Consider the following 22,684-nt stretch of genomic DNA (forward strand, 5'->3'; position numbering starts at 1 on the left):
TGGCCGTGTAGCCGACCGCGCTCAGTCCCGCACGCGGGTGAACCGGTGCAGCAGCCAGGCCAGTGGGATGGTCACGACCAGCGTCGCGACGAACAGGTACAGCATCGAGCCGGTGTAAACGCGGGCGCGCACCACGTAGTCCATGGCGAATTCCATGGTCACCAGGTGGATCAGGAAGATCTCGTAGGAGATCTCGCCCAGCCACACCATCGGCCGGCTGGCCAGCAGCCGCGAATACAGCCCCTGGTTGCCCAGGGCCAGGGGCGCCACCGCCAACACGGCGATCACCGCGTAGAAGCACGTCTTGTACAGCGCCTCCCCCAGCGTCGCCGGCGACGTGGTGGGCGCCCCCGCGATCGGGGTGGAGACGATGAAGTAACAGATGATTGCCAGCGGTATCGCCATGAACGCGTAGCACCGCACGCCCATCCGCTGCAGCACCGTCAGCAGCATGCCGCCGAGGAACCAGGCCAGGTAGGTCGGCAGCCACAGCCGGGCACCGTCGGGGAACCAGTGGTCGGTGTGCACCAGGACCAGCCAGGCCGGGCTGATCAACGCCATCGCGGCCAGGGCGCCGATCACCAGCCTCGGCTGCCAGCGCCGCCGGGAGACCAGCACCAGCAGCACGTATGCCAGCGCGGGCAGCACGAGGTAGAACGCCGCCTCCACGGCCAGGCTCCACATCTGGGTCAGGCCCTGATGCAGGTATTTGCCGAGGTAGCCGTCGGTGTAGATCTGCGTCAGGGTGAGGTTGCGCAGCAGCCCCATCCACGAATGTCCGGGGTTGGGTCCGGCCTCGCGGAAGTGGTACAGGACGTAGGCAATCAGCACGGTGATGACGTAGGCGGGCATGATGCGCCGAACCCGGTGGCGCGCATAGCGACTCAGCGAAGGTGGCGGTCCATCCGTCGCCGCCGATTTCACCCACGGACCAAACAGCAGGAAGCCGGACAGCACGAAAAAGATCGGCACGCCGATCTCCATCCGGGAACCGACCAGGCCCCAATATCCGTGGGTGTACTTGCCGGTGGTGTAGGCGGCGTGAGTGCCGACGACCAGGATGGCGGCGACCGCGCGGATGCCGGTCAGCGACGCGACCCGGTCCACGTGGGCGACCTGTTCGAGGCCGCCCTGGGCGTCTCTTTCCTCGGACAGGGTCATCCGGCACGTTTTCCGCGTTGTTTGGTCTTGCCGGGCGACCGGTCGGGCCGAAGGTCGATGAGAACGCCCGAGATGCGGGTGCGTTCAAGCTTTTTCAGCGTCGCCTTCGGCAGTTTCGCCGGCAGCTCCACCAGCGAGAAATCCGGCCCGATGGCGATGTGGCCGAAATCGCTGCGGTGCAGGCCGCCCTCGTTGGCAATGGCGCCGACGATCGCGCCCGGCCCGATCTTGTGGCGCTTGCCCACCGAAATGCGGTAGGTGCTGAATGGCCGTGTCTGCCTTGGCTTCTCGCGGCGATCCCGATGTTCGCGGCGCCGCTCGGGCGGCGGGTCGGGCGCCATCAGGAACTCCTCGCCGTCGCGGGACTGCAGCGCCAGCGCCGCGGCGATGTCGGCCATCGGGACGTCGTGCTCACGTCCGTAGTCCTCGACCAGCTTGCGGAACAGTTCGATTCCCGGGGCGCCGAGCGCGTCGGTGATGGAATCGGCGAATCTCGCCACCCGCTGCGCATTGACGTCCTCGACGGTGGGCAGCGCGGCCTCGGTCAGCGTTTGCCGCGTTGCCTTTTCGATCGCCTTGAGCAGGTGGCGTTCCCGCGGGGCGACGAACAACAGCGCCGTCCCCGAACGCCCGGCCCTGCCGGTGCGCCCGATGCGGTGCACATAGGACTCGGTGTCGTGCGGGATGTCGTAGTTGACGACATGCGATATCCGCTCCACGTCCAGCCCGCGGGCGGCCACGTCGGTGGCGACCAGGATGTCGATGCCGCCGTCTCTCAGCGCGGCTATGGTCCGCTCGCGCTGCGCCTGCGGGATGTCGCCGTTGATGGCGGCCGCGGAAAACCCTCGGGCACGTAGCTTTTCGGCGACCTCCTCCGTCGCCTGCTTGGTGCGCACGAACACGATCATCGCCTCGAACGGCTCCACCTCGAGGACGCGGGTGAGCGCGTCCATCTTGCGCGGCCCGGCGACCTGGATGTAGCGCTGCGAAATGTTCTCGGCGGTGGCGGTTTTCGCCTTTGTGCTGACTTCCAGCGGATCGTGCAGATACTTGGCGGTGAGCTTGCGGATCGGTGCCGGCATGGTCGCGGAGAACAGTGCGACCTGCTTGTATTCCGGCGTTTCGGACAGGATGCGCTCGACGTCGTCGGCGAAACCCATCGCGAGCATCTCGTCGGCCTCGTCAAGCACCAGGTAGTCCACCCGCGACAGGTCGAGCGTGCCGCGTTCCAGGTGGTCGATGACCCGTCCCGGGGTGCCCACCACCACCTGGGCCCCGCGCCGGAGCCCGGCCAGCTGCACGCCGTACGACGACCCGCCGTAGATCGACAGCACGTTGACCTTGGGCAGGTGGGCCCCGTAGCGGCTGAACGCCTCGGCGACCTGCAGCGCCAGCTCCCGGGTCGGCGCCAGCACCAGGGCCTGGGTCGCGTTGCTGGTGGCGTCGATCCTGGACAGGATCGGGATCGCGAAGGCCGCCGTCTTGCCAGTGCCGGTCTGGGCCAGCCCCACTACGTCGGAACCCGCCATCAGCGCCGGGATCGTCGCGGCCTGGATGGCCGTCGGAGACTCGTAGCCGACGTCGGCGACCGCCCGCAAGACGGAGGGATGGATCTGCAGGTCGGCAAACGTCGTAGAAACAGCCTCGGCCGGGCTGTCGGGGAAGGTCATCGTCCATGAAGTCTAGTGGGGATCGCGAGCTCAGCGGACCGAACGCGGCTGAGCGCGGCCGGGCGCGGCATGCCTGCCACACCCGCGAGCCCGATGACGGTACGGTGCGCGATTGTGTGGTCGCTGCGTTGCCCCGTCGAGCCGCTGTCCGCCCTGTCAGTTGCGGCCGTGATCGGCGCGACGTTGACCGGCTGCGGTTCGGGGGACTCGACGGTAGCGAAGACCCCGCAGGCGACGACCCCGACCACCTCGGCCGCGCCCAGCGGCGCGCCCGGCCAGCCGTCGGGTGCGGCCGCCACGCCCGGCGGCGGCGCCCCGGCGGACCCGTGCGCGGTCAACCTGAGCTCGCCCACCATCGCCAAGGTCGTCTCGGATCTGCCCCGCGACCCGCGCAGCCAGCAGCCCTGGAACCCGGAGCCGCTGGCCGGCAACTACAACCAGTGCGCCCAGCTGTCGGCGGTGATCGTCAAGGCCAACACCAACGCCGTCAATCCGACCACCAGGGCGGTGCTGTTCCACCTGGGCCAGTTCATCCCGCAGGGGGTGCCCGACACCTACGGTTTCAACGGCATCGACGCGTCGCAGACCACCGGCGACACGGTGGCGCTGACCTACCCCGGCGGCATCAACGGGCTGAACACCGTCGTGCGATTCCATTGGAATGGCAGCATGGTCGAGCTCATCGGTAACACCCCCGCCGGCCGCTGAGCGCGGCGTCGCTGTCACCCGCCTCACCTACAGTTGCTGCTGTGTTCGTCACCGGCGACAGCATCGTGTACAGCGCCTCGGATCTCGCCGCCGCGGCGCGCTGCGAGTACGCCCTGCTGCGCAATTTCGACGCGAAGCTGGGCCGGGGTCCCGCCGTCGCCGTGGCGGACGACCTGCTCGAACGCACGGCCGCGCTGGGGCGCGAACACGAGCGGCGCGAGCTCGACCGGCTTCGCGGGGAGTTCGGCGACGACGTCGCGGTCATCGGCCGACCGGCCCACACGCTCGCCGGGCTGACCGCCGCCACCGAGGCGACCCGGCGCGCCATCGCCCACCGCGCTCCCGTGGTGTATCAGGCCGCGATGTTCGATGGCCGCTTCGTGGGATTCGCCGACTTCCTGATCCGCGACGGCGAGCGCTATCGGCTCGTCGACACCAAGCTGGCCCGCTCCCCCAAGGTCACCGCGCTGCTGCAGCTCGCCGCGTACGCCGACGCGCTGGAGGGCATGGGCGTCCCGGTCGCGCCCGACGCCGAGCTGCGGCTGGGCGACGGGTCGGTGCTGCGGTACCGCGTCTGCGATCTGATCCCCGTCTACCGATCCCAGCGCGCGCTGTTGCAGCGCCTGCTCGACGAGCACTACGCCGCGGGCACCGCGGTGCGCTGGGAAGACGAGGGCGTGCGGGCCTGTTTTCGCTGCCCGTCGTGCGAGGAACAGGTGCGCGCCACCGACGACCTGCTGCTGGTCGCCGGCATGCGGGTGAGCCAGCGGGACAAGCTCATCGACGCCGGCATCACCACGGTCGCCGACCTGGCCGTCCACCGCGGGCCGATGCCCGACCTGGCGCCGAGCGCGCTGGCCAAGCTGACCGCGCAGGCCAAACTGCAAGTCCTGCAACGCGAAACCGGCGAGCCGGTGTTCGAGATCGCCGACCCGCAGCCGCTGGCCCTGTTGCCCGAGCCCGACCCGGGTGACTTGTTCTTCGACTTCGAGGGCGATCCGTTGTGGACCGCCGACGGCCGCGAGTGGGGCCTGGAATATCTCTTCGGTGTCCTGGAAGCCGGGCCGCAGGGGTGCTTTCGACCGTTGTGGGCTCACAACCGGGCCGACGAGCGCAAGGCGCTGACCGATTTTCTTGCGATGGTGGCCAAGCGCCGCAGGCGCCACCCCAACATGCACATCTACCACTACGCGCCCTACGAGAAGACGGCCCTGCTGCGCCTTTCCGGGCGGTACGGGGTGGGCGAGGACGAAGTCGACGAGTTGCTGCGCAGCGGGACCCTGGTCGACCTGTATCCGTTGGTGCGCAAGAGCATTCGGGTGGGCGCCGAGTCGTTCGGCCTGAAGGCGCTGGAGCCGCTCTACATGGGAGCGCAGCTGCGCTCTGGTGACGTCACCACCGCCGCCGATTCGATCAGCTCCTACGCCCGGTACTGCGAGCTGCACGACGACGGCCGCGCCGACGAGGCCGCCACCGTGCTCAAGGAGATCGAGGACTACAACCACTACGACTGCCGGTCGACGCAGGAACTGCGCAACTGGCTGCTGGTGCGCGCGTGGGAATCCGGTGTCACACCCGTTGGCGCCCAACCGGTTCCCGACAGCGGCCCCGCCGAAGAACACGACCGGGTGGCGGCGGCCCTGGCGGCGTTCGCGGGCGACGCCGCCGTCGGCGAACGCACCGCCGAGCAGACGGCGGTCGCGCTGGTGGCCGCGGCGCGCGGCTACCACCGGCGCGAGGACAAGCCGTTCTGGTGGGCGCACTTCGACCGGCTGAACTTCCCGGTCGAGGAGTGGGCGGACAACACCGACGTCTTCGTCGCCAATCACGCGTCGGTCGACACCGACTGGCAGCTGCCCCCTCGCGCGCGAAAACAGCAGCGGCGGGTGCGGCTGCGCGGCGAGCTGGCCCGCGGCGACCTGCTGACGAACGTGTTCGCCCTCTACGACGCCCCGGCCCCGCCGGGCATGACCGACAGCCCCGACCGCCGAGCGGCCGGGCGGGCCGTGGTCGTCGAGGCCGACGATCCCGCCGTGCCCACAGAGGTGGTCATCCTGGAGCGAGTCGGCGCCGACGGCAACACATTTCACCAGCTGCCCTTCGCGCTCACCCCGGGACCGCCCGTCCCCACCGCGGCACTGCGGGACTCGATCGAATCGACCGCCGCCGCGGTGGCCGCCGGGCTGCCGCAACTGCCGCGCACCGCGATGACCGACATCCTGCTGCGCCGCCCGCCCCGAACCCGCAGCGGCGCCCCGCTTCCGCGCGGCACCGACACGATCGCCGACATCACCGCCGCGGCGCTGGACCTGGACTCGTCATATCTGGCGGTGCACGGCCCGCCCGGGACCGGCAAGACGTACACCGCCGCCCAGGTGATCCAGCGCCTGATCGCGCAACGCTCCTGGCGCATCGGCGTGGTGGCACAATCGCACGCCGCGGTGGAGAACCTGCTGGACGCCGTGATCGATGCCGGGCTGGACGCCGCCCGGGTCGCCAAGAAGCCGCATGACCACCAGGCCCCGCGCTGGCAGGAGATCGACAGCGGCGACTATGCCGCCTTCATCGCCGACACCGCCGGATGCGTGATCGGCGGTACCGCATGGGATTTCGCGAACCCCACCCGGGTGCCGACCGGCGGCCTGGACCTGCTGGTGATCGACGAGGCGGGCCAGTTCTGTTTGGCCAACACGATCGCCGTGGCACCGGCGGCCGCGAATTTGTTGCTGCTCGGCGACCCGCAACAGCTACCGCAGGTCAGTCAGGGCACCCATCCGGAGCCGGTGGACACGTCGGCGCTGGATTGGCTGGTCGACGGTCGGCGCACGCTGCCCGACGAGCGCGGCTACTTCCTGGACCGCTCGTACCGGATGCACCCGGCGGTCTGCGCCACGGTCTCGGCGCTGTCCTACGAGGGCAGGCTGCGGCCCCACGCCGAGCGCACCGCCGCGCGCCGCCTCGACGGACACGAGCCCGGTGTGCGCGTGCTTTCCGTTCGGCACCAAGGGAACTCGACCGAGAGCCGGGAGGAGGCCGATGCGATCGTCGTCGAGATCGGGCGGTTGGTCGGCGCCCGTTGGACCGATGAGTTTGGAACCCGGCCGCTGGCCGCCTCCGACGTGCTGGTGCTGGCGCCGTACAACGCGCAGGTGGCGCTGGTACGCCGCCGGTTGGCATCCGCCGGCATGGGCTCGGTCCGGGTCGGAACGGTCGACAAGTTCCAGGGCGGGCAGGCACCGGTGGTCTTCATCTCGATGACGGCCTCGTCCGTCGACGAAGTGCCACGCGGAATCTCGTTCCTGCTCAACCGGAATCGGCTTAACGTCGCCGTCAGCCGCGCGCAGTACGCGGCGGCGATCGTTCGTTCCGAGCAGCTGACCGAGTACCTGCCCGGCACCCCCGCGGGCCTGATCGACCTGGGCGCCTTCCTGGCGCTGACGGAGCGGCCTTAGCGACCGGACGAATGCCGGCCGTAGCCGGTGGGGTCGTCGTCCGGATCGGCACGGTAGTGCTGCCCTCCCGGCGCCTCGCCCGCAGACTCGAATGCACGCCGCGCGACCTCGGCGATGGGACGGAACCGCCGCTCGTGGTCGACATGAGAGCCGTTGTGCGCGAAGCCAATCGGTTGCGCCCGCGGCGACAGGTCGGCGAACGCTTTGCGCGGTGCATCGACAGGGTCGTCGTCGCTTTCCTGTTGGTACCCGAGGCTCACCGGCGCTACCCGCGGGGGCGCGACATCGGGCTCGCGACGCAGGATGAACTCGACGTAGTCCTCGTAGTCGTCCTCGTCGTAACCGTCGTAGTCGTCGTCATACCCGTCGTGGTAGCCGTCGTGGCCGAGGCGAGCGTCGGACGATGGCGACGGCGCAAAACCGACCAGGAACAGCGCGGCAACGATCCCGAACAACGCGACGAACGCGGGCAGCAACATCGATTGCGACATCGCGGCGGAGAACGGCTCGCGGAAGAATTCGGGCAGCTGCAGGCCGACGGCGCCGTCGGCGGCGCCGCCGACGACTCCCGGCATCTGGGCACTGATCCGCCATGTCATGAACGCGGCCATGGCGGCGCTGCCCAGCACGGCGCCGAGCTGGCGCACCGAGTTGTACACGGCCGAACCCGCGCCGGCCAGGTGTGGCGGCAGGTTGCGCGTCGCGGTGGCGGTCAATGGCGACCACACGAACGCGCTCCCGGCGCCGATGACGCCGAACGGCAACAACAACCGCCAGATCGGCGTGTCCGGGGCCATCTCGAAGACGAGCCACGTCAGCCCGATCGCCAGCAGCGAAAAGCCGAAGCCCAGCACGGGCCGCGGGTGGTATCGGTCGACGAGCACGCCGACGAACGGCGCGAGCACGCCGTTGGCGACCGCCATCGGCGCGATCACCAGGGCCGAACGCATCGGCGACAGGCCGCACACCGCCTGTGTGTAGAACATCAGCGGCAGCATCGTGGCCGTCGTCGCGAACGCGATGACGCCCACTCCGGCGTTGCAGAGGCTGAAGTCGCGGTCGCCGAAGATGTCCAGCGGGATCAGCGGCTCGCGGGTGTTGACCGCCTGCCAGTAGACGAACACCGACATGCAGCCGACGCCGGCGACGATCGTCGCCCAGATCCACGGTTCCCAGTGCGCGGCCTGGCCCTGCTGCAGGCCGAACACGATCAGGAACATGCCCACCCCGGACAGCGCCACCCCGACCAGATCGAAGCGGTGCGCCTGGGTCGGCAACACCGGCACCAGCCAGTGCGCCATCCCCAGGCCGACGACGCCGATGGGGACGTTGACGAAGAAGATCCACTGCCAACCCAGCCCGTCGACCAGCGCGCCGCCGGCCAGCGGCCCGACCAGGGTGGCGACCCCGGCGGTGGCGCCCCACAGGCTGACCGCGACGCCGCGCCGCTCCGGCGGGAAGATCCGGGTGATCGTCGACAGGGTCTGCGGGGTGAGCACCCCGGCGCCGACGCCCTGCACCACGCGCGCGGCGATCAGCATGGCGGCGCTGCCGGACAGCCCGCACCACAGCGAGGCGGCCGTGAACACCGCGAGGCCGGCCAGGTAGAGGTTCTTGGTGCCGAACCGGTCACCGAGCCGCCCGGCGACCAGCAACACCACCGCGTACCCCAGCAGATAGGCGCTGGTCACCCAGACCACGGTGTCGTACCCGGTGTGCAGGTCGGCCATGATGGTCGGGTTGGCGACCGCGACGATGGTCGAGTCGACCATGATCATGAAGAAGCCGATCATCATCGCCCATAGCGCGTTCCACGGGTTCGCGGAATGCGACGGGCTCGACGGGACGGTGAGTTTCCAGCGCCCGGCGAGGCCGGCACGGCTCTGCCCCGGCCGCCGGGTTCCCCCGGCCCACCTGGGCGTCGCCGTGGTCATGCACTCACCTCGCTTCAGCTCCGGGACGATGCTCTCCGGCGTACGTGGCTGAATCCCTATCGGGTCGACAAACGGGCCGCCGCCGACTGCATCCAGCCTGCATTATCCCGGCCGGCGCAATCGGCTGCCCGGCCGCTGACCGAATGCGCGGCCGAAACGTCCCACTCGGCCGGTGTTCAGCAAAACGCGCGTTAGCCTGAAAGGGACGCCAAACGGGAGAGGCAGGCGGGAGAGGCAAGAGGTCAGGGAGTTGATCTTGAAAAGATCAGGGAAACGATCCGAGCAAAGGTCCCCGAACGCGCCCGCGCGCAGGTCCGCGCCGGACCCGCTGGCGGCCCCGGCGGACGGGCGGCCCAAGGCGTCCGCGCGGGCGTTGGCGCAGGTCATCGAGCGCAGCTCGCGGCTGCAGGGCCCGGCCGCGGAGGCCTACGTGGCCCGGCTGCGGCGGGCCCACCCCGGCGCCGGCCCGGCCGAGATCGTCGCCAAGCTGGAAAAGCGCTACCTGGCCGCGCTGACGGCCAGCGGCGCCGCGGTGGGTTCGGCGGCGACCTTCCCCGGGATCGGGACGCTGACGGCGGTGTCCGCGGGCGCCGGGGAGACGGTGTTCTTCCTGGAGGCCACCGCGGTCTTCGTGCTGGCGCGCGCCGCGGTCCACGGCATCCCGGCCGACCACCGCGAACGGCGCCGCGCGCTGGTGCTGTCCGTGCTGGTCGGCGACGACAGCAGGCGAGCCGTCGGCGAGCTGATCGGACCCGGGCGCACCAACGGCGGCTGGCTGGCCGAGGGCATGGCCTCGCTGCCGCTGCCGACGCTGTCGCGGTTGAACACGCGGATGCTCAAGTACTTCGTCAAGCGGTACACGGTGCGACGCGGCGCGCTGATGTTCGGCAAAATGCTGCCGGTCGGCATCGGCGCCGCCGTCGGCGGGGCCGGCAACCGCATCGTGGGCAAGAAGATCGTCCGCAACGCCCGTCAGGCATTCGGCACCCCGCCGGCGCGCTGGCCGGGCACCCTGTACGTGTTGCCCCCCATCCACGAGGCCGGCTAGCCGTTCGCCCCGGTTGGGCGGTCCGTCTGGCGAATTGCCGGGGAAGCGATAGCCTTTATGGGGCGAAAACGTCGAGGAGCGCCACGGGTGTGAAGTGTCCCCTCAACCGAGGTGCAAGAAGTCGCAGGCGCCGCGCAATGCGCTTGCAAAACAAAGGAATTGAGGCGAACAGCGGCCGTGAGCAATATTAGTTCACCATTCGGGCAAAACGAATGGCTGGTCGAGGAGATGTACCGCAAGTTCCGCGACGACCCCTCGTCGGTGGATCCGAGCTGGCACGAGTTCCTGGTTGACTACAACCCCGAACCCACCGCCCAATCGACCCAGGAGGCCGCGAGCCCCGGCGACGGCCAGGCCGCCGCGACCGCCCCACAACCACAGCCGACCGCCCCCGTTGAGCCACAGCCAAAGCCCGCCGAGTCGCCCGCCCAAACTTCCGCACCCGCCAAGGCTCCCACTCCCCCGCCGGCCGAGGGCGACGAGCTACAGGTACTGCGGGGCGCCGCCGCGGCCGTCGTCAAGAACATGTCCGCATCCCTCGACGTGCCGACCGCGACCAGCGTGCGGGCCATTCCGGCCAAGCTGCTGATCGACAACCGGATCGTCATCAACAACCAGCTCAAGCGAAATCGCGGCGGCAAGATCTCCTTCACGCATCTGCTGGGCTACGCGCTGGTGCAGGCGGTCAAGAAGTTCCCGAACATGAACCGGCACTACGCCGAGGTCGACGGCAAGCCCACCGCGGTCACCCCGGCCCACACAAACCTGGGCCTGGCGATCGACCTGCAGGGCAAGAACGGCAAGCGCTCGCTGGTGGTGGCCGGCATCAAGAACTGCGAGAACATGCGCTTCGCGGAGTTCGTCTCCGCCTACGAGGACATCGTGCGCCGCGCCCGCGACGGCAAGCTGACCGCCGAAGACTTTGCGGGCGTGACGATTTCGCTGACCAACCCCGGGACCATCGGCACCGTGCACTCGGTGCCGCGGCTGATGGCCGGCCAGGGTGCCATCATCGGCGTCGGAGCGATGGAATACCCCGCCGAGTTTCAGGGCGCCAGCGAGGAGCGCATCGCCGAACTGGGCATCGGCAAGCTGATCACCCTGACGTCGACCTACGACCACCGCATCATCCAGGGCGCGGAATCCGGCGACTTCCTGCGCACCATCCACGAGATGCTGCTCTCGGATGCGTTCTGGGACGAGATCTTCCGCGAGCTGGGCAACCCATACCTGCCGGTGCGCTGGAGCACCGACAACCCGGACTCGATCGTCGACAAGAACGCCCGCGTCATGGAGTTGATCGCGGCCTACCGCAACCGCGGGCACCTGATGGCCGACATCGATCCGCTTCGCTTGGACGGCACCAGGTTCCGCAGCCACCCGGACCTCGAGGTGCTGACCCACGGCCTGACGTTGTGGGATTTGGATCGGGTGTTCAAGGTCAACGGCTTTGCCGGCTGTGAGTACAAGAAGCTGCGCGACGTGCTGGGCCTGTTGCGCGACGCCTACTGCCGCCACATCGGCGTCGAGTACACCCACATCCTCGAACCCGAACAACAGCAGTGGCTGGAAGAGCGGATCGAGACCAAACACGTCAAACCGACTGTGGCCGAACAGAAATACATCCTGAGCAAGCTCAACGCCGCCGAGGCCTTCGAAACGTTCCTGCAGACCAAGTACGTCGGGCAGAAGCGGTTCTCGCTGGAGGGCGCCGAAAGCGTGATCCCGATGATGGACGCCGCGATCGACCAGTGCGCCGAGCACGGCCTGGACGAAGTCGTGATCGGGATGCCGCACCGTGGGCGGCTCAACGTGCTGGCCAACATCGTCGGCAAACCATACTCGCAGATCTTCACCGAGTTCGAGGGCAACCTGAACCCGTCGCAGGCGCACGGTTCGGGTGACGTCAAGTACCACCTCGGCGCCACCGGCGTGTACCTACAGATGTTCGGGGACAACGACATTCAGGTGTCGCTGACCGCCAACCCGTCGCACCTCGAGGCCGTCGACCCGGTGCTGGAGGGTCTGGTGCGGGCCAAGGAGGACCTGCTGGACAAGGGCGACAGCGAGGACGGCTTCTCGGTGGTGCCGATGATGCTGCACGGGGATGCCGCGTTCGCGGGCCAGGGCGTGGTCGCCGAGACGCTGAACATGGCCCTGCTGCCGGGGTATCGCGTCGGCGGCACGATCCACATCATCGTCAACAACCAGATCGGGTTCACCACCGCGCCGGAGTACTCCCGGTCCAGCGAGTACTGCACCGACGTCGCGAAGATGATCGGCGCGCCGATCTTCCACGTCAACGGCGACGACCCGGAGGCCTGCGCGTGGGTGGCGCGGCTGGCCGTGGACTTCCGGCAGAGGTTCAAGAAGGACGTCGTCATCGACATGCTGTGCTACCGGCGGCGCGGGCACAACGAGGGCGACGACCCGTCGATGACCAACCCGGCCATGTACGACGTCGTCGACACCAGGCGCGGCGCCCGCAAGACCTACACCGAGGCCCTGATCGGCCGCGGCGACATCTCGATGAAGGAGGCCGAGGACGCGCTGCGCGACTACCAGGGCCAGCTGGAGCGGGTGTTCAACGAGGTCCGCGAGCTGGAGAAGCACGGCGTGCAGCCGAGCGAATCGATCGAGTCCGACCAGATGGTCCCCGCGGGGCTGTCCACCGCGGTGGACAAGGCGCTGCTGGCCCGCATCGGCGACGCGTTCCTGGCGGTGCCGGAGGGCTTCACCGTGCACCCGCGGGTGCAGCCGGTGCTGGAGAAGCGCCGGGAGATGGCCTACGAGGGCAAGATCGACTGGGCCTTCGCCGAGATGCTGGCGCTGGGGTCGCTGGTGGCCGAGGGCAAGCTGGTGCGGCTGTCCGGCCAGGACACCCGGCGCGGCACCTTCTCGCAGCGGCACTCGGTGATCATCGACCGCCACACCGGCAAGGAGTTCACACCGCTGCAGCTGCTGGCGACCAACCTCGACGGCACCCCGACGGGCGGCAAGTTCCTGGTGTACGACTCGCCGCTGTCCGAGTACGCCGCCGTCGGCTTCGAATACGGCTACACCGTGGGCAACCCGGACGCGGTGGTGTTGTGGGAGGCGCAGTTCGGCGACTTCGTCAACGGCGCGCAGTCGATCATCGACGAGTTCATCAGCTCCGGCGAGGCCAAGTGGGGGCAGCTGTCCAACGTGGTGCTGCTGCTGCCGCACGGCCACGAGGGGCAGGGGCCCGACCACACGTCGGCGCGGATCGAACGTTTCCTGCAGCTGTGGGCGGAGGGTTCGATGACCATCGCGATGCCCTCGACGCCGTCGAACTACTTCCACCTGTTGCGCCGGCACGCGCTCGACGGCATCCAGCGCCCGCTGATCGTGTTCACGCCGAAGTCGATGCTGCGCAACAAGGCGGCGGTCAGCGACATCAAGGACTTCACCGAGATCAAGTTCCGGTCGGTGCTGGAGGAACCCACCTACGAGGACGGCATCGGCGATCGCGGCAAGGTCCGGCGGATCCTGTTGACCAGCGGCAAGCTCTACTACGAGCTGGCGGCCCGCAAGGCCAAGGACGGCCGCGACGACGTCGCGATCGTGCGCATCGAGCAGCTGGCGCCGCTGCCGAAACGCCGGCTGGGCGAGACGCTGGACCGCTACCCGAACGTCGGCGAGTTCTTCTGGGTGCAGGAGGAGCCGGCCAACCAGGGCGCCTGGCCGCGGTTCGGCCTGGAGCTGCCCGAGCTGCTGCCGGACAAGCTGACCGGCCTCAAGCGCATATCGCGCCGGGCGATGTCGGCGCCCTCGTCGGGCTCGTCCAAGGTGCACGCCGTCGAGCAGCAGGAGATCATCGACACCGCGTTCGCCTGATCGGCGCGGCCGCGGCGGGCGTCGCGAGCGTGCGTAGAGTGTCAGCGATATCGGCGTGCCGCTGGACAAACACGCACGCTCGCGAGGGGAAAGGGAGGCGCTCATGCGGGGATTCGCCGGCAAGGTCGCGGCGGTGACGGGCGCGGGTTCGGGTATCGGGCAGGCGCTGGCCGTCGAACTGGCCCGCTCGGGCGCCAAGGTGGCGATCAGCGACGTCAACCTCGAGGGCCTCGCCGACACCGAGCAGCAGCTCAAGGCGATCGGCGCGCAGGTCAAGACGGACCGGCTCGACGTCACCGAGCGCGAGGCGTTCCTGCTCTACGCCGACGCCGTCAAGGAGCACTTCGGCAAGGTGAACCAGATCTACAACAACGCCGGCATCGCCTACACCGGCGACGTCGAGGTCACCCCCTTCAAGGACATCGAGCGGGTGATGGACGTCGACTACTGGGGCGTCGTCAACGGCACCAAGGCCTTCCTGCCGCACCTGATCGCCTCCGGGGACGGCCACGTCGTCAACGTCTCCAGCGTCTTCGGGTTGTTCTCGGTGCCGGGCCAGGCGGCCTACAACTCGGCCAAGTTCGCCGTCCGCGGCTTCACCGAGGCGCTGCGCCAGGAGATGATCCTGGCCCGCCACCCGGTGGCGGTGACCACGGTGCACCCCGGCGGCATCAAGACCGCGATCGCCCGCAACGCCACCGCCGCCGAGGGCCTCGACCGCGACGAGCTGGCCAAGCTGTTCGACAAGCGGCTCGCCACCACCAGCCCGCAAAAGGCCGCCCAGGTCATCCTGGACGCCGTCCGGAAAAAGAAGGCGCGGGTGCTGGTCGGCAACGACGCCAAGGTCTTGGACGTGATGGTGCGGGTGGCCGGCCCGTACTACCAGCAGCTGTTCGGGCCGGTGATGGGCCGGCTGATGCCGAGGGTCTAGCGACCCAGCGGGTGCTCGGCCAGCCACCCGCCCGCCACGGCCTGCGGGTCGGCGCCGCCGGCCACCTGCCGGCGCATGTCGGCCAGGGCCGCGGTGTCCAGCACGCCCGCCACCTCGTTGATCGCCAGCAGTTGCCGGTCGGTCAGCGCGTTGCGGCGATACAGCGGCACCACGTTCTCGGCCTGGATCAGCGCGGGTTTTCCGTCGGCCAGCGATACCAGGTCGGCGGGAATGGCGGGGTCGGCGGTGGTGGTCCAGCCCGCGGTCAGTTGTCCGGCCCGCACTGCGGCGAACATCGTTGTGTCGTCGCCGAATTCGCGCGGCGCGGGAAGCCGGCAGGAGCCGACCGACGCGGGCGCTTGGTGGCCGGCGACGATCCCGACGATCAGCCCGTCGCAGTGTTTGGGCAGCGCGCCCAGGTCGGCGCTGAGGCCGGTGCCGGCCCAGGCCTTGGCGGTGTGCTGGCTCACCAGCAGCACGGGTTTGTCCTCGGCGGCGGTGGTGTAGTCGCCCGCCAGGATGCCCTCGGGCAGCGCCGCGATCATGGCGCGGTAGACGGCGGGGTCGGTGAGGGCCGACGCGCCGGGCTGCAGGGCGCGCAGCACCTGACCGGTCAGCGCGGGGACGATGGTGACCGCGCCCGAGTCCAGCCGCGCCATCGGGTCGTCGGCGGCCTCGGTTTTCGCCCCGAAGCCGTAGGAATGCAGGGCGGCGGCGTAGATCGCGGACAGCAGCACCGACTGGGAGTCGCGCCCGGACCCGACCACCAATTCAGCGGTGGGCCGGTGATTCTCGGTCGCGCAGCCGGCCACCCCGAGGACGAGTGCGGCGGCGACCAGCGGCGCAACCAGCCGGCCGGCTCTCACCCCGGGCTGTCGGCGGCGCCGGCCACCGCGGCGGCCACCGCCTCCCCGACGCGCAGGTCCAGCGGGCTGGGCACGATCCGGTCGGGCGCCAGGTCGTCGCCGGCCACCGAGAAGATCGCCTCCGCCGCGGCCACCATCATCTTCTCGGTGATCCGCCGCGCCCCGGCGTCCAGCGCGCCGCGGAACAGCCCCGGGAAGGCCAGCACGTTGTTGATCTGGTTGGGGAAGTCGCTGCGGCCGGTGGCCACCACCGCCGCGTACTTGGCCGCGACGTCGGGGTGTATCTCCGGGTCCGGGTTCGACAACGCGAACACGATCCCGCCGGGCGCCATCGTGGCGATCAGCTCTTCGGGAACCACGCCCGCCGACAGCCCGAGGAACATGTCGGCCCCGTCGAGCGCTTCCACCATGCCGCCGGTGCGGCCGTCGGGGTTGGTGCTGCGCGCCAGGTCCGCCTTGACGGTGTTCATGTCGTCCCGGCCGGCATGCAATATGCCGCGCGAGTCCAGTACCGTGATGTCCGAAACTCCCATTGCGAGAAGGAGTTTCGAGCATGCGACGCCCGCCGCCCCGGCGCCCGAGACCACCACCCGCAGCGAGGACATGTCACGGCCCAGCACCTTGGCGGCGCCCATCAGCGCCGCCAGCACGACGATCGCCGTGCCGTGCTGGTCGTCGTGCATCACGGGGCAGTCCAGCGCCTCGACGGCGCGGCGTTCGATCTCGAAGCAGCGCGGCGCGGAGATGTCCTCGAGGTTGACCGCGCCGAAGGTCGGGCGCAGCCGCACCAGCGTCTCGATGATCTCGTCGGGGTCCTTGGTGTCCAGCACGATCGGGATCGCGTCCAGGCCGGCGAACTCCTTGAACAGCCCGCACTTGCCCTCCATCACCGGCAGCGACGCGGCGGGTCCGATGTCGCCGAGGCCGAGCACCGCGCTGCCGTCGCTGACCACCGCCACCAGCCGGCTCGCCCAGGTGTAGCGCGAGGCCAGGGTGTGGTCGGCGGCGATCGCTCGACTGACCTGCGCCACGCCCGGGGTGTAGGCGATCGACAGCGCGCGCTGCGTGTCCAGCGGGGCCGTCGGACCTACGGAAAGCTTGCCGCCGACGTGTGCCTCGAAGATGTCGGCGTCGGTGATGACGCCCTCCTCGCCCTCCTCGGTGGGAGTCTGTATCGATTCAAGCAATTCGGACACGCGCCTCAGAGTACTGACTACTCGTTTAGTGGGCCTAATCGACGGGGATCTCAGATCAGGCCGAGCTCGGTGACCGCCTTGCGCTCGTCGGCCAACTCCGCGGTCGACTTGTCGATCCGGCCGCGGGAGAAGTCGTCGATCTCGAGGCCGGTGACGATCTTCCAGTTGCCGTCCTTCGTGGTCACCGGGAACGAGGAGATCAGGCCCTCGGGCACGCCGTACGAGCCGTCGGAGATGACCGCCATCGAAACCCAGTCGCCGTCCGGGCTGCCCAGCAGCCAGTCCCGGGCCGCGTCGATGGTGGCCGACGCGGCCGAGGCGGCCGACGAGGCGCCGCGCGCGTCGATGATCGCCGCGCCGCGCTTGGCGACCGTCGGGATGAAGTCGTTCTCGATCCAGTTCTGGTCGCCCACGACCTCGGCCGCGTTCTTGCCCTTGACCTCGGCGTGGAAGATGTCGGGGTACTGGGTGGCCGAGTGGTTGCCCCAGATGGTCATCTTCTTGACGTCGGTGACGGCCGCCCCGGTCTTGCGGGCCAGCTGCGAGATCGCCCGGTTGTGGTCGAGGCGGGTGAGCGCCGAGAACCGCTCGCGCGGGATGTCCGGTGCGTTGGACATCGCGATCAGCGCGTTGGTGTTGGCGGGGTTGCCGGTGACGCCGATGCGGATGTCGTCGGCGGCAACCGAGTTGAGCGCCTTGCCCTGCGCGGTGAAGATCGCGCCGTTGGCCTCCAGCAGGTCGCTGCGCTCCATGCCCGGTCCGCGCGGCCGGGCGCCGACGAGCAGCGCCAGGTTCACGCCGTCGAAGATCTTGTTGGGATCCGCGCCGATCTCGACGCCCGCCAGCAGGGGAAATGCGCAGTCGTCGAGTTCCATCACCACGCCCTCGAGCGCCTTGAGCGCGGGCTCGATCTCCAGCAGACGCAGCTCGATCGGGCGCCCGGGCCCCAGCAGCGAACCGCTGGCCAGGCGGAACAACAGGCTGTAGCCGATCTGGCCGGCGGCGCCGGTGACGGCGACCTTCAGGGGACTTGCACTCACTTCTGCTACTCCTAGGGAGTCGGGATGTAGGAATTCGATCCGGGTCGAAACTAGCGCACCCCCACCCGGCGGCAGTCATGCACCCGCGGCTGCCAGGCACTTTCCCTGCCGTGCCGGGCCCGGACGCGTAGCATTGACCAGCGCTCGACCAGGCCTGCGCTGTGATGGGAGGTTGCGGTGTTCCAGGGATTCGACGCGTTGCCGGAAGCGCTGCGACCGATCGCGAAGCCGCGGCCGGCCCCGCACCACGAACACCCCGACCCCCCACCCGCCGAGCCCCTGGTCGACTGCGGCGTCTACGTCGATGGCCACCGGATCACGGGCAAGTACGGCTACTTCTCCGCACTGGCCAAGGTCCGCGAGATCGAGGCCGGCGGGCAGGCGGCGTTCGTCTGGGTCGGGCTCTACGAGCCCGACCAAACCCACATGCAGGACATCGCCAACGTTTTCGGCCTGCACCCGTTGGCGGTCGAGGACGCGGTGGTGGCCCAGCAGCGCCCCAAGCTGGAGCGCTACGACGACCTGCTGTTTCTCGTCTTGAAGACGGTCAATTACGTCCCGCACGAGTCGGTGGTGCTGGCCCACGAGATCGTCGAAACCGGCGAGGTGATGATCTTCGTCGGCAAGAACTTCGTCATCACCGTCCGGCACGGCGAGCACGGCGGCCTGTCGGACGTGCGCAGGCGGCTGGACGCCGACCCGGAGCATCTGCAGCTGGGTCCCTACGCGGTGATGCACGCCATCGCCGACCATGTCGTGGATCACTACCTCGAGGTGACCGCGCTGATGGAGACCGACATCGACGGCGTCGAGGTGGTGGCGTTCGCGCCCGGCCGCAAGATCGATGTCGAACCGATCTACCTGCTCAAGCGGGAGGTCGTCGAGCTACGCCGGTGCGTGAACCCGTTGTCGGCCGCGTTCCAGCGGTTGCAGACCGAGGGCAAAGACCTGATCTCGAAGGAAGTTCGGCGCTACATGCGCGACGTGATCGACCACCAGACGTCGGCCGCCGACCAGATCGCCAGCTACGACGACATGCTCAACTCGCTGGTGCAGGCCGCGCTGGCCCGCGTCGGCATGCAGCAGAACAACGACATGCGCAAGATGGCGGCGTGGGCCGGCATCTTGGCGGTGCCCACCATGATCGCTGCCATCTACGGCATGAACTTCCATTTCATGCCCGAGCTGAACTGGACGTGGGGCTACCCGGGCATCATGGCGTTGATGATCCTGTCCTGCCTGGCCCTGTACTTCCAATTCCGCAGGAACAACTGGCTTTAGCGCGCTCTCGCGCGCTTCGCCCCCCTCGCCGAGCGTGAAGCTGTTGCGAAATCTCGGCGGCGGACTCGCAACAGCTTCACACTCGGCGAAGGGCCGGGCGATTCGGGTCCAGCACGTCGACGCCGTCGCTCCGCCACGCCCGCCGCATCGCCTCGGCGCCCTTGAGCCGCACCCAGGCCGCCTCGGTCGCGGTGATGGGCGTGACCGACAAGAAGCTCACCGGGTCACGCGGCGGCTCCAGCGGAAGATCCGGAATGTCGCTGCGGCCCAACAGCATCGCGGTGAACGACGCCCGCCCCGACGGCCGCGCCCACAGCGGCGTGCCGAGGTCGATCAGCGCGTCGGCGGTCAGCACCACGCCGTCGACCGCCGGCGTGGCCGCCAGCACGGCCAGGCTGCGGGCGATCCCGGTGACCGGACCGGGATCTCGCAGCCGCAGCACGACCTCGGCGCGCGGGCCGCGCAGCGGGTCGACGAGGATCTCGGTCGGATCGCCCATCGGGTGACGCGAGCAGCCCAGCGACACGTAATGCGTCAACCCGTCGCAACGGAATCGCAGCACCTCGATGGTTTCGGTGCCCAGAAACGTCACGCTCGCCGAATCGGGCTCGGCACCCGCGAAGTGCCCACGCACATGCGCGCGCACGAGGTCGGTGATCACTCGTCGGGCGGAATCGTCAGATTAGCCCCGGAGTCCCCGTCGAACACGGCGAGCTTGGTGGTGTCGAGCGCCAACTCGACCGACTGGCCCATGGCCGCTCTCGATTCGGTGGGAACCCTTGCCACGAAATGGCTTTCGTGCGCCTCGCCCTCCGCCTCCAGCTCGTCCAGCTGCGCGGCGTGCACGGCCGGACCGGGGCTGGTGAAGTACAGGTACTTGTCGGCGCCCAGCGATTCGACCAGGTCCACCTTGACCTCGAAGGTCAGCGCCCGGATGCGTTGGTAGCCGTCGATCAGCGCGGCGTCGGACAGGTGCTCGGGCCGCACACCGACGACGACGTTCTCCGGTTCGGGATGCTGTGCGATCGTCTCCTGGACGTCCGGTGTCAGCGTCACCTCCCCGAGCGGCAGCGTCAGGCCGGTCGGCGTCAGGGTGGCGGGGAAGAAGTTCATCGCGGGCGAGCCGATGAATCCCGCGACGAACAGGTTGGCCGGGCGCTCGTAGAGCTCGTCGGGCGTGCCGATCTGCTGGGCGACGCCGCCGTGCATCACCACCACACGATCGCCCAGCGTCATCGCCTCGGTCTGGTCGTGGGTGACGTAAACGGTGGTCGCGCCCAGCTTGCGCTGCAGCCGGGCGATCTCGCCGCGCATCTGCACCCGCAGCTTGGCGTCCAGGTTGGACAGCGGCTCGTCCATCAGGAAGGCCTTGGGATGCCGCACGATCGCCCGCCCCATCGCGACGCGCTGTCGTTGCCCGCCGGACAACTGGGAGGGCTTGCGGTCCAGGAGTTCGGTCAGGTCAAGGATTTTCGCGGTCTCTTCGACCTTGCGCGCGATGTCGGGCTTCTTCATCTTCGCCAGGGTCAGCGGGAAGGCGATGTTCTGCCGCACCGTCATGTGCGGGTACAGCGCGTAGGACTGGAACACCATGGCGATGTCGCGGTCCTTGGGCGCCTTCTCGTTCACCCGCCGGCCGTCGATGCGCAACTCGCCCGACGAGATATCCTCAAGCCCGGCAATCATGTTCAGCGTCGTGGTCTTGCCGCAGCCGGAAGGCCCGACCAGGATCAGGAATTCGCCGTCGGCGATGGTGACGTTCAGGTCGCGCACCGCGGCCGACCCGTCGGGGTAGGTCTTGGTGACGTGCTCCAGCACAATCTCGGCCATCGCGCTATCCCTTCACCGCGCCAGAGGTCAGCCCGGCGACGATCCGTCGTTGGAAGATTAGAACAAACACGATGATCGGGATCGTAATCACGACGGCGCCGGCCGCGATCGATCCGGTCGGCTCCTCGAACTGCGAACTCCCGCTGAAGTTCACGATCGCCACCGGCGCGGTGATCGCGGCCTTGGTGGCGGTCAGCGACAGCGCCAGCAGCAGGTCGTTCCAGGCGAAGATGAACACCAGGATCGCCGCGGTCACCAGCCCCGGCGCCGCCAGCGGGACGATCACCTTGCGAAAGGCCTGACCGGGCGTGGCGCCGTCCATCTTGGCTGCCTTCTCCAGATCCCACGGAACCTCGCGGAAGAACGCCGTCAGCGTGTAGATGGCAAGGGGCAACGCGAAAGTGATGTAGGGCAGGATCAGCCCGGGCCAGGTGTCGAACAGGCCGAGGAACCGTTCGATGTTGAACAGCGGGGTGACCAGAGAGATCGCCGGGAACATCGTGATCAACAGCGCCACGCCGATGAGCGCCCGCTTACCGGGAAAGGTCAGCCGGGCGATCGCGTAGGCCGCCATCGCGCCCAGCACGACGGCGATCGCGGTGGTGATCAATCCGATCCCGATGGAGTTGATCAGCGCCGAGCTGAAGACGTCACCGCGGAAGATGCCGCGATAGTTGGCCAGGGTCACCGACGACGGAATCAGCTTGCCGTCCTTGATCGTTGACGTCGGTTTGAGCGACAGGCCGAGGATCCACAGCACCGGAAGCAGCGCGTACACCACCACCGCCGCGTCGATGACGGCCCACGCGGCGGCGCGCCGCCTGTCCAGCTCAGCGGCCATCGACGTCACCACCCGGCGCCGCGGCGCCGAAGACCTTGATGTAGATCAGCGCGATGATGCCCACGCAGATGAAGATCAGCACGCTGATCGCCGAGCCGACCCCGACATTGAAGCCCTTGAACAGGTTGTCGTAGCCCAGGATCGACACCGACGCGGTGTTGTTGGCGCCGTAGGTCAGCACGTAGATGTTGTCGAAGATGCGGAACGCGTCCAGCGTGCGGAACAGCAGCGCGACCACGACGGCGGGCTTGATGATCGGCAGGGTCACCCGCGTCAGCCGCCGCCACGCGCTCGCGCCGTCGACCTGGGCCGCCTTGAGCAGATCCTCGGGAACCAGCGCCAGGCCGGCCAGCAACAGCAGCGACATGAACGGCGTGGTCTTCCAGACCTCGGCGAGGACGACGATGGCCAGCGACGGGATCTGCGCGGTCAGCGGCGCTTGAAAATGGGGGCCCTGGGGCAGCAGGTTGGCCAGGTACCCGGTGCCCGGCGTCCAGGCGTAGTACCAGCTGTACGACGCGACCACCGTGACGATGCCGTACGGGATGAGCACCGCGGTGCGCACCACGCCCCTGCCCACCAGCGTGCGGTGCATCACCAGCGCCAGCGCCAGGCCCACCACGAACTCGATGGACACCGACACCACGGTGATCGCCAGCGTCACGGCCAGCGCCGTCCACCAGTACCGGTCGGTCAAGATCGTCTGGTAGTTGCCCAGGCCGATGAACGCGGTGTCGTTGGGCGTGGCCAGGTTGTTGCGCTGCAGGCTGAGCCAGACCGCATAGCCGATCGGGTAGGCCGTCACCGCCAGCATGAGCGTCGCCGCGGGGGCGACGAGCATGAACGCCAGGCGCCGTTCCGGCGGCCC

General features: G+C 69.0%; 16 protein-coding genes. 6 read left to right on the forward strand and 10 right to left on the reverse strand.

Annotated elements, in window-relative coordinates:
• Nucleotides 1-21: 21 nt before the first annotated feature.
• Complete coding sequence (locus tag OQ968_RS07980) at nt 22-1,161, reverse strand: acyltransferase (protein WP_324676415.1); 1,140 nt, start codon at nt 1,159-1,161, stop codon at nt 22-24.
• Entirely contained in the window at nt 1,158-2,831 is a 1,674-nt protein-coding gene (locus tag OQ968_RS07985; protein WP_324676417.1) for a DEAD/DEAH box helicase, read from the reverse strand. Before OQ968_RS07985 ends, OQ968_RS07980 begins: the two co-directional genes overlap by 4 nt.
• 93 nt (nt 2,832-2,924) lie before the next feature.
• On the opposite strand from OQ968_RS07985, the gene OQ968_RS07990 reads away from it, so the two are divergent.
• Together OQ968_RS07990 and OQ968_RS07995 are read left to right on the forward strand one after the other, a co-directional pair.
• Entirely contained in the window at nt 2,925-3,539 is a 615-nt protein-coding gene (locus tag OQ968_RS07990; protein ID WP_324676419.1) for an LppP/LprE family lipoprotein, read from the forward strand.
• A gap of 41 nt (nt 3,540-3,580) precedes the next feature.
• Nucleotides 3,581-6,991: a TM0106 family RecB-like putative nuclease gene (locus OQ968_RS07995; RefSeq protein WP_324676421.1), complete on the forward strand. Its 3,411-nt coding sequence runs from the start codon at nt 3,581-3,583 to the stop codon at nt 6,989-6,991.
• On the opposite strand, the gene OQ968_RS08000 is transcribed toward OQ968_RS07995, so the two are convergent.
• Nucleotides 6,988-8,925 (reverse strand): MFS transporter, encoded by a 1,938-nt coding sequence (locus OQ968_RS08000; RefSeq protein ID WP_324676423.1) that lies wholly within the window; start codon nt 8,923-8,925, stop codon nt 6,988-6,990. The two genes, OQ968_RS07995 and OQ968_RS08000, sit on opposite strands and share 4 nt — an antisense overlap.
• 256 nt (nt 8,926-9,181) lie before the next feature.
• On the opposite strand from OQ968_RS08000, the gene OQ968_RS08005 reads away from it, so the two are divergent.
• From OQ968_RS08005 to OQ968_RS08015, 3 genes are all read left to right on the forward strand, one after another.
• Entirely contained in the window at nt 9,182-9,973 is a 792-nt protein-coding gene (locus OQ968_RS08005; RefSeq protein ID WP_420715857.1) for a hypothetical protein, read from the forward strand.
• Between the two features lie 177 nt (nt 9,974-10,150).
• Complete coding sequence (locus tag OQ968_RS08010) at nt 10,151-13,831, forward strand: multifunctional oxoglutarate decarboxylase/oxoglutarate dehydrogenase thiamine pyrophosphate-binding subunit/dihydrolipoyllysine-residue succinyltransferase subunit (protein ID WP_324676426.1); 3,681 nt, start codon at nt 10,151-10,153, stop codon at nt 13,829-13,831.
• A 103-nt stretch (nt 13,832-13,934) separates the two neighbouring features.
• On the forward strand, nt 13,935-14,762 hold the full coding sequence (locus OQ968_RS08015) for an SDR family oxidoreductase (protein ID WP_324676428.1): 828 nt from the start codon (nt 13,935-13,937) through the stop codon (nt 14,760-14,762).
• Here the strand turns inward: OQ968_RS08015 and OQ968_RS08020 are convergent.
• From OQ968_RS08020 to OQ968_RS08030, 3 genes are read right to left on the reverse strand one after another with little or no spacing between them, the layout of a single operon-like run.
• The gene (locus tag OQ968_RS08020) at nt 14,759-15,628 is read right to left on the reverse strand and encodes a glycine betaine ABC transporter substrate-binding protein (RefSeq protein WP_324676430.1); all 870 of its coding nucleotides are present in this window, start codon (nt 15,626-15,628) and stop codon (nt 14,759-14,761) included. The genes OQ968_RS08015 and OQ968_RS08020 overlap by 4 nt on opposite strands.
• On the reverse strand, nt 15,625-16,824 hold the full coding sequence (locus OQ968_RS08025; protein WP_324676432.1) for an NADP-dependent malic enzyme: 1,200 nt from the start codon (nt 16,822-16,824) through the stop codon (nt 15,625-15,627). The genes OQ968_RS08020 and OQ968_RS08025 overlap by 4 nt, the downstream gene beginning before the upstream one ends.
• A 50-nt stretch (nt 16,825-16,874) precedes the next feature.
• On the reverse strand, nt 16,875-17,864 hold the full coding sequence (locus tag OQ968_RS08030) for a malate dehydrogenase (protein ID WP_324676434.1): 990 nt from the start codon (nt 17,862-17,864) through the stop codon (nt 16,875-16,877).
• Between the two features lie 177 nt (nt 17,865-18,041).
• Between OQ968_RS08030 and corA the strand changes: the two genes are divergently transcribed.
• Nucleotides 18,042-19,145: a magnesium/cobalt transporter CorA gene (gene corA / locus OQ968_RS08035; RefSeq protein ID WP_324676436.1), complete on the forward strand. Its 1,104-nt coding sequence runs from the start codon at nt 18,042-18,044 to the stop codon at nt 19,143-19,145.
• A gap of 76 nt (nt 19,146-19,221) precedes the next feature.
• Here corA and OQ968_RS08040 read toward each other — a convergent pair whose 3' ends face one another.
• The 4 genes from OQ968_RS08040 to OQ968_RS08055 are packed head-to-tail and all read right to left on the reverse strand — an operon-like array spanning nt 19,222 to nt 22,657.
• Nucleotides 19,222-19,806, reverse strand: coding sequence for a suppressor of fused domain protein (locus tag OQ968_RS08040; RefSeq protein ID WP_324676438.1), 585 nt, complete (start codon nt 19,804-19,806; stop codon nt 19,222-19,224).
• A complete protein-coding gene (locus OQ968_RS08045) occupies nt 19,803-20,975 on the reverse strand; it encodes a sn-glycerol-3-phosphate ABC transporter ATP-binding protein UgpC (protein ID WP_324676440.1) in 1,173 nt (390 codons plus the stop codon). Before OQ968_RS08045 ends, OQ968_RS08040 begins: the two co-directional genes overlap by 4 nt.
• Nucleotides 20,976-20,979: 4 nt before the next feature.
• On the reverse strand, nt 20,980-21,804 hold the full coding sequence (locus OQ968_RS08050) for a carbohydrate ABC transporter permease (protein ID WP_324676682.1): 825 nt from the start codon (nt 21,802-21,804) through the stop codon (nt 20,980-20,982).
• Nucleotide 21,805: 1 nt separating this feature from the next.
• The gene (locus OQ968_RS08055; protein WP_324676684.1) at nt 21,806-22,657 is read right to left on the reverse strand and encodes a sugar ABC transporter permease; all 852 of its coding nucleotides are present in this window, start codon (nt 22,655-22,657) and stop codon (nt 21,806-21,808) included.
• Nucleotides 22,658-22,684: the final 27 nt, after the last annotated feature.

This window comes from Mycobacterium sp. 663a-19, assembly GCF_035616495.1.
GTDB lineage: Bacteria > Actinomycetota > Actinomycetes > Mycobacteriales > Mycobacteriaceae > Mycobacterium.

What these genes read in the sequence shown, in the direction of transcription:
- OQ968_RS07980 (WP_324676415.1), bottom strand. Translation starts at nt 1,161, where the DNA reads ATGACCCTGTCCGAGGAAAGAGACGCCCAGGGCGGCCTCGAACAGGTC.
- OQ968_RS07985 (WP_324676417.1), bottom strand. Translation starts at nt 2,831, where the DNA reads ATGACCTTCCCCGACAGCCCGGCCGAGGCTGTTTCTACGACGTTTGCC.
- OQ968_RS07990 (WP_324676419.1), top strand. Translation starts at nt 2,925, where the DNA reads ATGACGGTACGGTGCGCGATTGTGTGGTCGCTGCGTTGCCCCGTCGAG.
- OQ968_RS08000 (WP_324676423.1), bottom strand. Translation starts at nt 8,925, where the DNA reads ATGACCACGGCGACGCCCAGGTGGGCCGGGGGAACCCGGCGGCCGGGG.
- OQ968_RS08015 (WP_324676428.1), top strand. Translation starts at nt 13,935, where the DNA reads ATGCGGGGATTCGCCGGCAAGGTCGCGGCGGTGACGGGCGCGGGTTCG.
- OQ968_RS08045 (WP_324676440.1), bottom strand. Translation starts at nt 20,975, where the DNA reads ATGGCCGAGATTGTGCTGGAGCACGTCACCAAGACCTACCCCGACGGG.
- OQ968_RS08055 (WP_324676684.1), bottom strand. Translation starts at nt 22,657, where the DNA reads ATGCTCGTCGCCCCCGCGGCGACGCTCATGCTGGCGGTGACGGCCTAC.